This is a genomic window from Aeromicrobium sp. Root472D3 (genome assembly GCF_001426485.1).
In the GTDB taxonomy this organism is placed as follows: Bacteria; Actinomycetota; Actinomycetes; order Propionibacteriales; family Nocardioidaceae; genus Aeromicrobium.
The window spans coordinates 1,512,435-1,526,359 of record NZ_LMET01000001.1; the positions used below are offsets into that span (position 1 = coordinate 1,512,435).

General features: G+C 70.3%; 11 protein-coding genes. 6 read left to right on the forward strand and 5 right to left on the reverse strand.

Going from position 1 to position 13,925, the window contains the following annotated elements; all coding sequences use genetic code 11:
- The first annotated feature begins 19 nt into the window (after positions 1-19).
- Positions 20-1,540 (forward strand): OFA family MFS transporter, encoded by a 1,521-nt coding sequence (locus ASD10_RS07430; protein ID WP_082556078.1) that lies wholly within the window; start codon positions 20-22, stop codon positions 1,538-1,540.
- Between the two features lie 205 nt (positions 1,541-1,745).
- Positions 1,746-4,772, forward strand: a complete 3,027-nt coding sequence (locus tag ASD10_RS07435; protein WP_056606847.1) for an amidase family protein — start codon at positions 1,746-1,748, stop codon at positions 4,770-4,772.
- A gap of 77 nt (positions 4,773-4,849) precedes the next feature.
- Here the strand turns inward: ASD10_RS07435 and ASD10_RS07440 are convergent, their stop codons facing one another.
- The 4 genes from ASD10_RS07440 to ASD10_RS07455 form a co-directional block, all read right to left on the reverse strand.
- Positions 4,850-5,278, reverse strand: coding sequence for a DUF1810 domain-containing protein (locus ASD10_RS07440; RefSeq protein WP_056606849.1), 429 nt, complete (start codon positions 5,276-5,278; stop codon positions 4,850-4,852).
- Positions 5,275-7,665, reverse strand: a complete 2,391-nt coding sequence (locus tag ASD10_RS07445) for an FdhF/YdeP family oxidoreductase (protein ID WP_056606851.1) — start codon at positions 7,663-7,665, stop codon at positions 5,275-5,277. The genes ASD10_RS07440 and ASD10_RS07445 overlap by 4 nt, the downstream gene beginning before the upstream one ends.
- A 65-nt stretch (positions 7,666-7,730) precedes the next feature.
- Positions 7,731-8,168, reverse strand: a complete 438-nt coding sequence (locus ASD10_RS07450; protein WP_056606853.1) for a hypothetical protein — start codon at positions 8,166-8,168, stop codon at positions 7,731-7,733.
- 19 nt (positions 8,169-8,187) lie between these two features.
- A complete protein-coding gene (locus ASD10_RS07455) occupies positions 8,188-9,237 on the reverse strand; it encodes an alpha/beta hydrolase (protein ID WP_082556079.1) in 1,050 nt (349 codons plus the stop codon).
- Between the two features lie 143 nt (positions 9,238-9,380).
- Between ASD10_RS07455 and ASD10_RS07460 the strand changes: the two genes are divergently transcribed.
- Complete coding sequence (locus tag ASD10_RS07460; protein ID WP_082556080.1) at positions 9,381-10,757, forward strand: wax ester/triacylglycerol synthase family O-acyltransferase; 1,377 nt, start codon at positions 9,381-9,383, stop codon at positions 10,755-10,757.
- A gap of 30 nt (positions 10,758-10,787) precedes the next feature.
- Here ASD10_RS07460 and ASD10_RS07465 read toward each other — a convergent pair whose 3' ends face one another.
- Positions 10,788-11,159 (reverse strand): DUF3592 domain-containing protein, encoded by a 372-nt coding sequence (locus ASD10_RS07465; protein ID WP_162248827.1) that lies wholly within the window; start codon positions 11,157-11,159, stop codon positions 10,788-10,790.
- Positions 11,160-11,245: 86 nt separating this feature from the next.
- Between ASD10_RS07465 and ASD10_RS19015 the strand changes: the two genes are divergently transcribed.
- From ASD10_RS19015 to ASD10_RS07480, 3 genes are all read left to right on the forward strand, one after another.
- Positions 11,246-11,698, forward strand: a complete 453-nt coding sequence (locus tag ASD10_RS19015; protein WP_162248828.1) for a hypothetical protein — start codon at positions 11,246-11,248, stop codon at positions 11,696-11,698.
- Positions 11,695-12,567, forward strand: coding sequence for a DMT family transporter (locus tag ASD10_RS07475; RefSeq protein ID WP_162248829.1), 873 nt, complete (start codon positions 11,695-11,697; stop codon positions 12,565-12,567). The genes ASD10_RS19015 and ASD10_RS07475 overlap by 4 nt, the downstream gene beginning before the upstream one ends.
- A 122-nt stretch (positions 12,568-12,689) precedes the next feature.
- Entirely contained in the window at positions 12,690-13,883 is a 1,194-nt protein-coding gene (locus ASD10_RS07480) for an acyl-CoA dehydrogenase family protein (protein WP_056606859.1), read from the forward strand.
- The last annotated feature ends 42 nt before the right edge of the window (positions 13,884-13,925 follow it).

A 13,925-nucleotide genomic window follows, 5' to 3' on the forward strand; every position in this document is an offset into this window, starting at 1 on the left:
GCATCAACGAGGGGGAACCATGTCACTTGCCATGCTCGATCGTCAGCGGACGGTCGCGAAACCGGGCTTCAACCGGTGGCTCATCCCGCCGGCGGCGCTGGCGGTGCACCTGTGCATCGGCCAGGCGTACGCGACGAGCGTCTACAAGGCGTCGCTGGTCAAGAACTTCGACGCGAGCCTGACGCAGATCGGCATCATCTTCTCGATCGCGATCGTGATGCTCGGTCTCTCGGCCGCGGTCTTCGGCACGTGGGTCGACACCGGCGGACCGCGCCGGGCGATGTTCACGGCGGCGCTGTTCTGGTCCGGAGGGTTCCTGATCGGCTCGGCCGGCATCGCGACGGACCAGCTCTGGCTCGTGTACCTGGGCTACGGGTTCATCGGCGGCATCGGTCTCGGCATCGGCTACATCTCGCCGGTGTCGACGCTGATCAAGTGGTTCCCCGACCGTCCCGGCCTGGCCACCGGCATGGCGATCATGGGCTTCGGCGGCGGCGCGATGATCGCCAGCCCGCTGTCGGCCAAGCTGCTCGGCATCTACGACGACTCGTTCGACACCGCGACCGGCATCGCGTCCGGATCGGCGGTCGCCAAGCTGTTCGTGACGCTCGGTCTGGTCTACCTCGTGCTGATGCTGTTCGGTGCGTGGCTGATCCGCGTGCCGGCCGACGGCTGGAAGCCCGCGGGCTTCGACCCGTCGACCGTGAAGGCGAAGGCGCTCGTGACGACCGACAACGTCTCGGCGGCCAACGCGATCCGCACGCCGCAGTTCTGGCTGCTGTGGGTCGTGCTGTTCTGCAACGTGACGGCCGGCATCGGCATCCTCGAGCAGGCCGCGCCGATGATCCAGGACTTCTTCCGTGACGGCGAGGCCTCGACCGTCACGGCCGCGTCCGCGGCCGGCTTCGTGGGGCTGCTGTCGCTGTTCAACCTGTCGGGCCGCTTCGTGTGGTCGTCGACGTCCGACGTCGTCGGGCGCAAGAACATCTACGTCGGCTACCTCGGCCTCGGCATCCTGCTGTACGCCTTCCTGGCGTTCCAGGGCTCGAGCTCGACGATCCTGTTCGCGCTCGTCGCGGGCGTCATCATCAGCTTCTACGGCGGCGGGTTCGCGACGGCCCCGGCCTACCTGCGCGACCTGTTCGGCACCTACCAGGTCGGCGCGATCCACGGGCGACTGCTGACGGCGTGGGCCGCGGCGGGCGTCGTCGGACCGCTGATCATCAACGGCTTCCTCGACGCCAAGGGCGAGCCGGGCCAGCTCAACGCGGGCGACTACCGTCCCGCGCTGCTGACGATGGTCGCGATCCTCGCGGTCGGCTTCGTGGCCAACCTCGCGATCCGTCCGGTCGCCTCGAAGTTCCACGAGGAGAAGAAGGCCGTCGCCGACTCGCCGGAGCAGACCGCGGGCGCGGCTGCGGGGCACGACGTCGCGGTCGACAAGGCCGGCCCGCTGCTGGTCGTGGCCTGGGTCGTCGTGCTGATCCCGCTGGTCTACGGGATCTACGAGACCGTCGTGAAGGCCGCCAACCTGTTCTGATCAGCAGGGGGCCCGCCCGAGGAGGTGGATCCGCGACGTTTCCGGTGCCGGGACGGTCGCGGATCCACCTCCTCGTGTTTCGTGCAGACGACGCGTGTCGACTAGATCGTTACAGCGCCGACATGCGGCTGGATCGTCCGGTTCACGCGAGCCGCATAGAAACGGTGACATCCCGTCCCCCTCGGAGAAAGTCACCGGCACACCCATGTCACACACCACCCCCGGGCGTCGTCTCACGCGCCTCGTCGCCGCCCCCGCGGCGACCGCCCTCGGCCTCGGCCTGCTGGTCTTCGCGCCGCCCGCGCAGGCGCTGACCGGCGTCGCGACCGGCAACGGCGCGACCGTCAACGTCAACGACGCGCGACGTCCCGGCCTCGACACCGGCTCGATCCGCAACGTCTCCGGCTCCCGCATGGAGGGGTTCGGCAACATCTTCGTGCACGTCGACACGCCCGCCGGCGAGACGCCGCGCATGAACGACCAGATGATGCGCGGCTTCGGCCTGACGGCCACCGCGCCCGGCTCGTACACGTCGACGAGGTCGGTCCGCCTCGACGACCTGCTGATGACCCGCAAGGTGCAGGTGCAGGCCTCGAGCAGCACGACGAGCTTCTTCGACACGTTCACCAACACGTCCGACGAGCCCCTGACGTTCGAGGTGTCGTTCGGCGGCTCGCTCGGATCGGGCTTCTCCGCCACCAGCCCCAACAAGGCGACGATCACGGCATCGAGCAGCGGTGACGCGGCGGTCGACACCGCCGACACCTGGATCGCCGCGACGACCCCCGGCAGCACCCGCCCGACCGGCGTGGTCGTCGGCTCGGACGTCACCGACCTCGGCGACCAGCAGTCGAACCCCTTCACGACCGCGTACGTGCCGACCGGCAGCCGTGCCAACGACCTCGGCTTCGTCCGCACGGTCACGGTCGAGCCGGGGCGGACGACGTCGCTGATGCAGTACGTCGTCGTGGGTGCCGTCGGCGACGCGCAGATCGCGGCGACCACCGCGAGCGCCGCCGCGAACCCCGACTTCAGCAACCTGACGCTCGACGAGCTGTGCACCGTGTCGAACTGGACGCTGCCCAGCGCGACCGAGGCGGCCTGTGCCGGCGCCGAGCCGCTCCAGGTGCCGGCCGCCCAGGCCGACGTCCAGCCCGTCACCGACGTCGCGTACGACGTGACCGGCAAGACCATCGCCGACCTGCAGGCCGACATGGTGGCCGGGAAGGTCACCTCGGTGCAGGTCACCAAGGCCTACCTCGACCGCATCGAGGCGTACGACGACGGAGCCCTCGGCTTCAAGGCGTTCATCACGGTCGCCCAGGACGCCGTCGCGCAGGCGATGGCGGCCGACGAGGCACGCGCCGCCGGCACGAAGGGCGACCTGCTCGGCGTGCCGATCGCGCTGAAGGACCTCTACGACACCAAGGACATGCCGACGTCCGGCGGCACCCTGGCCCTCGAGGACTGGGAGCCCGGCAAGGACGCCTGGCAGGTCGCCAAGCTGCGCGAGGCGGGTGCCGTGATCATCGGCAAGACCAACCTCTCGGAGTTCGCGAACTCGGGATCGTTCAGCGAGAGCGGCTTCCAGCAGACCTGGAACGCCCTGTACCCGTCCAAGACGTCGTTCGGCTCCAGCGGCGGCTCGGCCACGGCCGTCGGCACCGACATGGCGCCGGCCGCGATGGGCACCCAGACGGGCGTCTCGCTCTACGCCCCCTCGACCGGCGCGGGCCTGACGACGTTCCGTGGCACCGACGGCCTGACGAGCACCAACGGCGTCATGCCGCTCACGTGGGCGACCGACTACGCCGGACCGATCGCCAAGTCGGTCACCGACGTCGCGTCGATCCTCGACGCCACCGCGACGCAGTCGACCGGCAACGACCCCGACGACCTGCTGACGTCACGCGTCGACAACGCCAAGCGCCCCGTGGAGTGGAAGTCGGCGCTGAGGGCCGACGCCCTGCAGGGGGCGGTCATCGGGTACGTGCCGTCGGCGTTCGCGTCGACCGCGATCACCGACGACACGGCCGGGGCGGTCGCGCTGGCCAGGACCAAGGCGGCCGTGGAGGCCGCCGGCGGCACGCTCGTCGCACTGCCGAGCGGCGCGGCCACGGCACCGACCAACCCGCCCGCGGCGAGCTACCCGACCTCGGGCAGCGCCGGCGCGGAGGGCTGGGAGCGCTACATCGCCGAGAAGCGCCCCGCGACCTTCCCGCTCACGACCAAGCAGCTCATGGAGAGCCCGAAGAACCTGCCCTACAACGTGTCGAGCGGCTACACGTCGCAGCCCATGGACGACACCAGCGTCGACAACCTGCTGAAGCGTCGCGACGCCTACAAGGTCAACGCCGCGAGCTGGATGGACACGGCCTTCGGCCAGAAGGTCGACGCGGTCGTCTACCCGGGCTTCCTGACCAGCGTCGGCAACAACGACGCCTCGTCGGCGATCTTCAGCTCCGACCGCGCCTCGGGCGTCATCACGCAGGGCGTCGGCCTGCCGACGGCGATCCTGCCGATCGGCGCGAACGACGAGGGCCAGTCGAACAACGTCCAGATCGTCGGACGCGCGTGGGACGACACCACGGTGCTGGGTCTCGGCTACGCGCTCGAGCAGCAGGCCAAGGCCTCGGTCCGGACGCGCTTCGCCCCGGCCCTGGAGTGGAGCGGTCCGGCCGCCTCGGTCACCACGCTGACGCTGGGCACGACGGCCGCGACGTTCGGACGGTCCACGACGGCCACCGTGTCGGTCGAGGCCGATCCTGCCGCGGCCGGCACGGTGTCGGTCGAGGTCGCCGGCACGACCGTCCGGGGCACCCTGTCCGGGGGTCGGGCGACCGTCACGCTGCCGAAGGACGTCCCGGTCGGCACCCACCTGGTGACGGCGACCTACGGCGGGTCGGACCAGGTGGCAGGCAGCACCGCCACCGCGACCCTCAAGGTCGCCAAGACGGGTGCGTCGGCCCGCATCCGGTTGCAGAAGTCGACGGTCAGGAAGGGCCAGCGGGCCCTGCTGCGGGTCGAGGTCGACGCGCCGGTGCGCAGCACGGTGCTGATCTACGACGGGTCGAGGATCGTCCGCACCGTCACGGTCGACTCGCCCAGGTCGCTGCGGCTGCCCAAGCTGTCGCCGGGACGTCACGCGATCCGCGCGTACGTCGTCGCGGGCGACCAGTACACCCCGGCCTGGAGCAACAAGGTCAACCTGCGGGTGTCGAAGAAGAAGTAGGCGCTACCGGAGGTGGATCCGCGACGTTCCCAGCGCTGGGAAGGTTGCGGGTCCACCTCCGCCGCGTGGCGGCCCGGTCAGAGCAGCTCGAGCGTCGCCGGGTCGGGTCGACCGTCGAAGTGGCGGGCCAGCAGCATCTCGAACGTCGCGGTCGCCGGGGCGGCAGCACCGAACACCGTCAGCGACGAGTGCAGCTTCTGGGTGTCGACGCCGCCCAGCACGTCGACGACCGACACCTCGCCGAGGTCGAGCAGGGCCCGGCAGCACTCCTCGTACCGCGGGCCGAGCACGGGGTGCGCCCAGTACGCGGCGGCCTCGTCGACGCCCGACAGCGCGTAGCGCACCGACATCTCGCTGCGGCCGAGACCCGCGACCTGCGGGAAGACGAACCACATCCAGTGGCTCGTCTTCGCCCCGGTCGACAGCTCGCCGAGCGCCTGCTCGTACGTGCCGCCGTCCTGGGCGTCGACGAACCGCTGGAGGTCGTGCGGGTCGGCGTCGCTCACGACAGGTGCACGGGCTGCGGGTGCTCCTTGTGCCCCTCGTCGGACCCCTCGGCGTCCTGTCCGTCCTCGGCGACGTCGGGCTGCTGCGTGTCGTACGACCCGTGCCGGGTGCGACCCGTGTCGGCGGCCTTCATCGTGATGATGACGGCCTTCGACGTCGGCGTGTTGCTGCCCTCCGCGGTCGAGTCGAGCGGCACCAGCGGATTGGTCTCGGGGTAGTACGCCGCCGCCGTGCCGCGCGGCGTGTCGTACGGCACGATCCGGAAGTCGGGCGCCATGCGGACGATGTCGTCGTCGTCCCAGCGTGCCGTCAGGTCGACGAGGTCGCCGGCCGAGAACCCCAGGTGGGCGATGTCGTCGGGGTGGACGAACACGACGCGTCGGCCGCCCTCGATTCCCCGGTAACGATCGCTCAGCCCGTAGATCGTGGTGTTGTACTGGTCGTGGCTGCGCAGGGTCTGCAGGAGCAGGTGGCCCTCCGGCACCTCGAGGACGTCGATCGGCGACGCCACGAACTCCGCGAGGCCCGACTTCGTCTGGAACGTGCGGGTGTCGCGCGGCGGGTGCGGCAGGACGAAGCCGCCGGGACGGTCGACCTTGGCGGTGTAGTCCTCGCAGCCGACGACGACGCGCGAGATGTGGTCGCGGATGACGTCGTAGTCGTCGCGCATCGCCGACCAGCGGATGCCGTGCCGGTCGCCCAGCGTCGCCTCGGCGAAGCCGCACACGATCGCGGTCTCGGAGCGCAGGTGGGGGCTGGCCGGGTCGAGCACCCCGCGCGACGCGTGGACGGCGCAGACCGAGTCCTCGACGCTGATGAACTGCTCCTTGCCGCCGCGGACGTCCTTCTCGGTGCGCCCGAGGGTCGGCAGGATCAGCGCCGTGTCGCCGCAGCGCAGGTGTGAGCGGTTGAGCTTGGTCGAGATCTGGACGGTCAGGCGCGTCTTGGTCATCGCCTCGGCGGTGACGGCGGTGTCGGGCGAGGCGTGCACGAAGTTGCCGCCCAGGCCGATGAACACGTGCGCCTTGCCGTCGCGCATCGCGCGGATCGAGTCGACCGTGTCGAGACCGTGCTCGCGCGGCGGGTCGAAGCCGAACTCGGTCTGCAGCGAGTCGAGGAACGACTGCGGCGGACGCTCCCAGATGCCCATCGTGCGGTCGCCCTGCACGTTGGAGTGGCCGCGGACGGGGAACAGCCCCGCGCCGGGCTTGCCGATGTCGCCGCGCGCGAACGCGACGTTGCAGACCTCCTTGATCGTGGCGACGGCGTTGCGGTGCTGCGTCAGGCCCATGGCCCAGCAGTAGATCGTCTTCTTCGAGGCGCGGATCATCTCGGCGGCCTGGGTGATCTGCTCGCGCGACAGGCCGGTCGCGTGCTCGACCGTGGCCCAGTCGACGGAGCGGACGTGCTCGGCCCACTGCTCGAAGCCCGTCGAGTGACGATCGATGAAGTCGTGGTCGAGCGCGTCCCACTCCACGAGGAGCGAGCCGATCGCCTGGAACAGCGCGAGGTCGCCGTTGATCTTGATCGGCAGGTGCAGATCGGCGATGTCGGTGCCCTTGCCGACGATGCCGCGGGGCACCTGCGGGTTGCGGAAGTTGTGCAGGCCGGCCTCGCGCAGCGGGTTGACCGCGATGATCTTGGCGCCGCGACGCTTGGCGATCTCGAGCGCCGACAGCATGCGGGGGTGGTTCGTGCCGGGGTTCTGGCCGGCGATCAGGATGACGTCGGCCTGGTAGACGTCGTTCATCGACACGCTGGCCTTGCCGATGCCGATCGACTCGGCCAGCGCGATGCTGGTCGACTCGTGGCACATGTTCGAGCAGTCGGGCATGTTGTTGGTGCCCAGGGCCCGCGCGAAGAGCTGGTAGGCGAAGGCGGCCTCGTTGGAGGCGCGGCCCGACGTGTAGAAGATGGCCTCGTCGGGGGAGTCGAGCGCCGTGATCTCGCGCGCGATGATCGCGTTGGCCTCGTCCCAGTCGATGGGCTCGTAGTGCGTGCCGCCGGGGCGCTTGACCATCGGGTGCGTGATGCGTCCCTGCTGGCCGAGCCAGTACTCGTCGTGGGCGTCGAGCTCGGCGATGCTGTGCCGCGCGAAGAACGCCGGGGTGGCGCGGTCCTTGGTGGCCTCCTCGGCGACGGCCTTCGCGCCGTTCTCGCAGAACTCCGCGGCGTGACGGTTCTCCGGGTCGGGATCCGGCCACGCGCAGCTCATGCAGTCGAACCCGTCGGCCTGGTTGAGCTTCAGCAGCGTCTTGGCGGTGTTCTTCACGCCCATGTGTCCGACGGCGCGCTTCATGGAGACGGCGACGGCCGTGACTCCGGCTGCGTGGTCCTCTGGCGCGGTGACCCGCAGGTTCGCCTCGTCGATGGTGTCCTTGGCCATGGTGGTCCTCCCGGTTGGTCTCCAGTGTCTCCCGCGCGGCGTGCTGGCGCACGCCGCCGACCGCGTCAGCGGCTGAGCAGGGGAGCGGTGCGGCTCAGGTCGTGCGCGATGGTGGACGGGGTCGAGGCGGGTGCGTCCGGCACGAGCCGGACGACGACGCTCTCGGCGGCCCAGCGGTCGACGGCCGTCGCGGTGTCGGCCAGGTTGAGCCGGCCGGCTCGCAGCGCCGTCGTGACGGTCTCCCAGTGCTCCGAACCGGGCGCGACGACCTCGACCCGCGCCTCGACGCGGGCCGCGAGCGCCCGCGTCGACTTGCTGCGCAGGCTGATCGTCACGACGTCCTGGTCGGCGACGTGCGGCAGCGACTGCTCGGAGCCTCCCGACACGACGCACACCGCGTCTCCGACCCACTCGTGCCAGACCGCGTGGTCACGGCCCCCGTACGTCACCCAGACGAGGCCGGACTTCTTGGCCAGCTCGGCGACGAGATCGGTGGTGCTCACCCCGCCAGCACATCACACGTCAGAGCCGGGCGACGCGTGCGGTGGGGGCGACCGGCGCCGCGGCGACCGGTGCGGGGACGACGGCGGGCACCTCGCGCTCGGCGAGCCCGCGCACGAAGGTGCCGATCTCGTCGATCGCCAGACGTGCCTCGGGCACCCACGACGCGGCGGCCTGGAAGACGTGCACCTGCTTCTCCCAGACCTGCAGGTCGCAGGGGACGCCGGCCGAGACGAGCCGGTTGGCCATGAGCTCGGCGTCGGCCATCAGCACCTCGCGCGAGCCGACGTGGATCAGGGCGGGCGGCATGTCGGCCAGCGGCATGTTGACGGGGTCGACCCGCTTGGCCGTGACGCCGCGGCGCGTGTCGAGGCGCAGCGACACGTCGCCGAGCTTGGCGACGGCGTGGACCGGGAACGTCTGGCACCGGTTGGCGTTGCGGTGCGCCCGCTTGCCGGTGGGGTCGAAGTCGAGCAGGGGCGAGAGGGCCACGACGCCCGCGGGGCGTCCCCAGCCCTTGTCGATCACGGCACGCGCGACGCTGAACGCGAGGTAGCCGCCGGCGGAGTCGCCCGCGATCGTGATGTTCTCCGGCAGGTAGCCCTGGTCGAGCAGCCAGCGGAAGCCGTCGACGCCGTCGGCGACCGACTCGTTGATCGGCTCGTAGGGCATCTGGCGGTAGCCGACGTTGAGCACGGGCTGCTCGGCCGCGTACGAGATGCGCGAGACGAGGCGGCGGTGCGTGTTGAGGCCGCACGTCAGGAACGCGCCACCGTGGAAGTACAGGATCGCGCGGTCGTTGCCGCCGCCGATGTCGGCGACGCCCTTGGCCTGCAGCCACTCGCTGGTCGTGGTCGGCAGGTCGACCGGACGCCACATCGTGCCCTCGTGGACGGGCAGCAGCTTGGCCGCGTGCTCGACCAGGTTGGGTGGGAACACGTCGAACGGCAGATGGGTCCAGAGGCCCAGCAGGGGGCGGACGGTGTGGCGCAGCGTCAGGCCCAGCGCCCTCGATCGCAGGCTCTGGCCCCGGAAGTACTGGGGCTCGGCAGCCAGTGACAGGTGAGCCATGGATCCTCCTCGTGCGACCTCGTGGACGTTCGCGATGCGTTCACGAACGTTTCACATAGAGTGACCTGCGCCACATGTGGCTGTCAGCGTACTGCCGGTACGGGTACCCCGCAGCCGGTACTCCACTCCCGAAGGACCGTCGTATGTCTTACATGCCGCCCACCGACTCGATGTTCCTGCTGGCCGAGTCGCGTGAGCACCCGATGCACGTCGGTGGGCTGCAGCTGTTCACGCCCCCCGCGGACGCCGGCCCCGACTTCGTCCGCGAGGTCATCGAGTCGTTTAGGAGCCACGAGGTCTCGCCGCTGTTCCGCAAGCGTCCGGCCGAGCCCGTCGGATCGCTCGGCAACACGTGGTGGAAGGTCGACGACTCGATCGACTTCGAGTACCACGTGCGGCACTCGGCCGTCCCGCAGCCGGGGCGCATCCGCGAGCTGCTGCAGCTGACGTCCCGGTGGCACGGCTCGCTGCTCGACCGGCACCGTCCCCTGTGGGAGGCGCACGTCGTCGAGGGCCTGGCCGACGGGCGGTTCGCGGTCTACAGCAAGGTGCACCACTCGATGGTCGACGGCGTGGGGGCCCTGCGGCTGATGCAGCGGTCGCTGAGCGTCGACCCGGACGCCCGCGACTGCGTGCCCCCGTGGGCGCTGCCGAGCCGTGGCGGCGCGTCCGCGGCCCCGCGCAAGGGCCTCGACCCCACCGCCCTGCTGCGGGCGGGGGCCGACGTCGTGGGCGACGTCGCGGGTCTCGTGCCGGCGACCCTGCGCATCGCCCGCCAGGTCATCCGCGACGGCGACGTGACGCTGCCGCGTGCGCCGAAGACGATCCTCAACGGCCCCGTCGGCGGGGCGCGACGGTTCGCGGCGCAGTCGTGGGAGATCGAGCGCATCCAACGGGTCGCGAAGTCGTCCGCCACGACGCTGAACGACGTCGTGCTGGCGATGGTGTCGGGCGCGCTGCGGCAGTACCTGCTCGACCAGCACGCCCTGCCGGACGACCCCATGACGGCGATGGTGCCGATCTCGCTGGCCCTGCGGGCCGATTCGGCCGGTGGGTCGGACGGCGGCAACTCGGTCGGCGCGATCGTCGTCAACCTGGCCACCGACCGCGAGCACGGCGCGACGCGTCTGGAGGAGATCGCGTACTCGTCGCGGCAGGCCAAGAAGATCATGGGCGACCTGACGCCGACGCAGATCCTGGCGTTCTCGGCCGTCCAGATGCTGCCCCTGGCGATGACGCCCGTGCCGGGGTTCGTGCGCTACACGCACCCGCCGTTCAACGTCATCATCTCGAACGTCCCCGGGCCGAAGGAGCAGATGTACTTCAACGGCGCGAAGCTCGAGGGGATGTATCCGGTGTCGATCGTGCTCGACGGTCAGGCGCTCAACATCACGCTGACGAGCCGCGACAAGTACCTCGACTTCGGCCTGATCGGCTGCCGTCGCTCGGTGCCGTCGCTGCAGCGGCTGCTGGCGCACCTCGAGTCGTCCCTCGCCGAGCTCGAGCAGAGCTGGGGCTGACCGCCCGCCCGGCCGGCCGCGGGGGATGGGTCAGAGGACGAGGATCAGGATGCCGACGACCGCGATCGCGTCGGCGATCGCGATGAGCACGAACACCTGGGTCAGGGGAGTCGCCGCGCGGGCGTTCGCCGGGTCCTCGGCGTCGTAGCGGACCTGCACGGGCCCGCCGACGCCGGAGCCCGCGGTGGTCCCGTCGGGTGACCAGACCGTGTGCTCGGTGCCGTCGCCCGACGTGTACCGGAACGAGGCGCCCCGGTGCGGAGCCCACGCGGGTGCGCTGCTCGAGAGGCCGATGATCTCGCCCGTCGCACGGGCCCAACCGGTCGGGCGGACGATCAGGGACGTCGCGAAGAGGCTGAGCGCCGCTCCGACGACGATGAGGACGATGGCCACGAGAGTCATGCGGACATCGTGGCACGTCGACGTCCCGCGGCCTCCGTGCCGCGTGTTGAACATGTTCAAGAAATGCTCTAGATTCAATCTTGAACGTGTTCAACTATGAGGAGGTCGGCATGGGCCCGGACGTCTACGCGCGGACGATCGGCTGGTCGGCGCTGATCGGGATGGTGGCCGGATCAGGGTGCGCGGTCCTGGTCGCCGCCCTCGTGCTGGTGGGCGAGGGGTTGGACGGCGAGGTCGCAGGGCTCGTCGTGGTCGCCGCGCTGTACGGCGTCGGCATTGGCTTCGCCGCCGGCTGGGTGATCGGCCTGCCCGCCGCCCTCGCCGCCGGCCTGGCCCGCCGACGCACGCGTCACTGGCGTGCGGTCGGCACCGCCACCGCGGCCGTGGTCGCCGCCGTCCCCGGTGTGCTGATGACCGGTCCGTCGGGCGCGACCCTGGCCGTCCTGGCTGCGGGCTGCGCGTGGTGGGGCCTCGGTCGCGTGTTCGCGAACGACCCCGACGGCGTCGTGGGCCGGGAGGCCAGCACACTGTTCGGGTGAACGCCCTCCTCGTCGTCGTCGCGATCCTCGGGGTCTCCGCCTCCGGCCCCCTGATGGCCGGGGCGTCGGCCCCCGCGCTGGCGATCGCGTTCTGGCGCAACGCGCTCGGCACGATCGCCATCGCGCCGGTCGTCGCACCCCGCGCCCGGCGCGAGCTGGCGACCCTCGGACGCGACCTCTGGCGCACGACGGTGTTCGCGGGCGTCATGCTCGCGGTGCACTTCGCCACGTGGGTCACGGCGCTCAAGATGACGTCGGTCGCGGCCGCGACCGCGATGGTCAGCATGCAGGTCGTGTTCGTCGTCGTGATCGACCGGTTCCGGGGCGAGCTCACGCCCCGCTCCGTGATCGGGGGCATCTCGCTGGCGATCGTCGGCGTCCTCGTCATCACCGGCGTCGACTTCTCGCTGTCGGCCCGCGCCCTGGTCGGCGACCTGCTCGCGCTGGTGGGCGGCCTGACCGCGGCCCTCTACATGATCGCGGGCAGCCGGGTGCGCGAGCGCCTCTCGACGGGCTCGTACACCGTCGCCTGCTACGGGATCTGCGCGGCGACGCTGCTGGTCGCGTGCGTCGTGGCGCAGGTCGAGATGGTCGACTTCAGCGGACGCACGTGGCTCGCGATCGTCGGCGTGACGATCTGCGCGCAGCTGCTGGGGCACTCGGTGCTCAACCACCTGCTGGCGGTCATGAGCCCCGGACTGATCTCGCTCCTGCTGCTCCTCGAGGTGCCCGGCGCCGCGATCCTGGCCGGCATCTTCCTCGACCAGACGCCGCCCGTGGGCGTCTACGCGGGGCTCGCGCTGATCCTCGCGGGGCTCGTGGTCGTGGTGCTGCGCCGTCCGCCGTCGGCCCCCGCGATCGCCGACTGAGCGGGCCCGCAGGTTAACGTCTTGTAACGCAGGTCACCTCGTCGTCGAGGGGACGTGCCCGTTACTTGTCGGTACATTCAGCAGGTCGTCGAAGGCCGCACGCCAACCGTTGGAGGAGCACGATGGGTCGTCTTGTCAGCACCGAAGGTCTCACCGAGGATCAGCAGGAGATCCTGAAGCTCGTCCGGCAGTTCGTCGAGAAGGAGATCATCCCGGTCGCGACCGAGCTGGAGCACAAGGACGAGTACCCCACCGAGATCGTCGAGGGGCTCAAGGAGCTCGGCATCTTCGGCCTGATGATCCCCGAGGAGTTCGGCGGGCTCGGCGAGTCGCTGCTGACGTACGCGCTGGTCGTCGAGGAGATCGCCCGCGGCTGGATGAGCGTCTCGGGCGTCATCAACACGCACTTCATCGTGGCGTACCTGCTGATGCACCACGGCACCGACGAGCAGAAGCAGAAGTACCTGCCGAAGATGGCCACCGGCGAGGTCCGCGGCGCCTTCTCGATGAGCGAGCCGAGCCTCGGGTCCGACGTCTCGGCCATCTCGACGAAGGCCACCCAGACCGACGACGGCGGCTACGAGATCACGGGCCAGAAGATGTGGCTGACCAACGGCGGCTCGTCCACGCTGGTCGCCGTCCTGGTCAAGACCGACGAGGGCGCCGAGAGCGTCTACAAGAACATGACGACGTTCCTGGTCGAGAAGGAGCCCGGCTTCGGCGAGACGGCCCAGGGCGTCACGGTGCCCGGCAAGATCGACAAGATGGGCTACAAGGGCATCGACACGACCGAGATGATCTTCGAGAAGCACAAGATCTCGGCCGACCAGATCCTCGGCGGGGCGCCGGGGCAGGGCTTCTACCAGATGATGGACGGTGTCGAGGTCGGCCGCGTCAACGTCGGCGCCCGCGCCGTCGGCATCGCCAACCGGGCCTTCGAGCTCGGCATCGCCTACGCGCAGCAGCGCGAGACGTTCGGCAAGCCGATCGCCCAGCACCAGGCGATCCTGTTCCGCCTGGCCGAGATGGCCACCAAGGTCGAGACCGCCCACGCGCTGGTCGTCAAGGCCGCCCGCCTGAAGGACGCCGGCAAGCGCAACGACGTCGAGGCCGGCATGGCCAAGTACGTCGCCAGCGAGTACTGCAACGAGGTGGTGCAGGACTCGTTCCGCATCCACGGTGGCTACGGGTACTCCAAGGAGTACGAGATCGAGCGTCTCTACCGCGAGGCCGCGTTCATGCTGATCGGTGAGGGCACCTCCGACATCCAGAAGATGATCATCGGCCGGGCCCTCCTGAAGGACTACAAGATCTGAGACCAACGAGTCATTTCGGGAGTCCATGTCGCGATGACACGC

Bases quoted from the DNA above. Each gene is read 5' to 3' on its own strand.
- ASD10_RS07460 (WP_082556080.1), top strand. From the start codon at position 9,381: ATGTCTTACATGCCGCCCACCGACTCGATGTTCCTGCTGGCCGAGTCG.
- ASD10_RS07435 (WP_056606847.1), top strand. From the start codon at position 1,746: ATGTCACACACCACCCCCGGGCGTCGTCTCACGCGCCTCGTCGCCGCC.
- ASD10_RS07430 (WP_082556078.1), top strand. From the start codon at position 20: ATGTCACTTGCCATGCTCGATCGTCAGCGGACGGTCGCGAAACCGGGC.
- ASD10_RS07480 (WP_056606859.1), top strand. From the start codon at position 12,690: ATGGGTCGTCTTGTCAGCACCGAAGGTCTCACCGAGGATCAGCAGGAG.
- ASD10_RS07465 (WP_162248827.1), bottom strand. From the start codon at position 11,159: ATGACTCTCGTGGCCATCGTCCTCATCGTCGTCGGAGCGGCGCTCAGC.
- ASD10_RS07455 (WP_082556079.1), bottom strand. From the start codon at position 9,237: ATGGCTCACCTGTCACTGGCTGCCGAGCCCCAGTACTTCCGGGGCCAG.
- ASD10_RS07445 (WP_056606851.1), bottom strand. From the start codon at position 7,665: ATGGCCAAGGACACCATCGACGAGGCGAACCTGCGGGTCACCGCGCCA.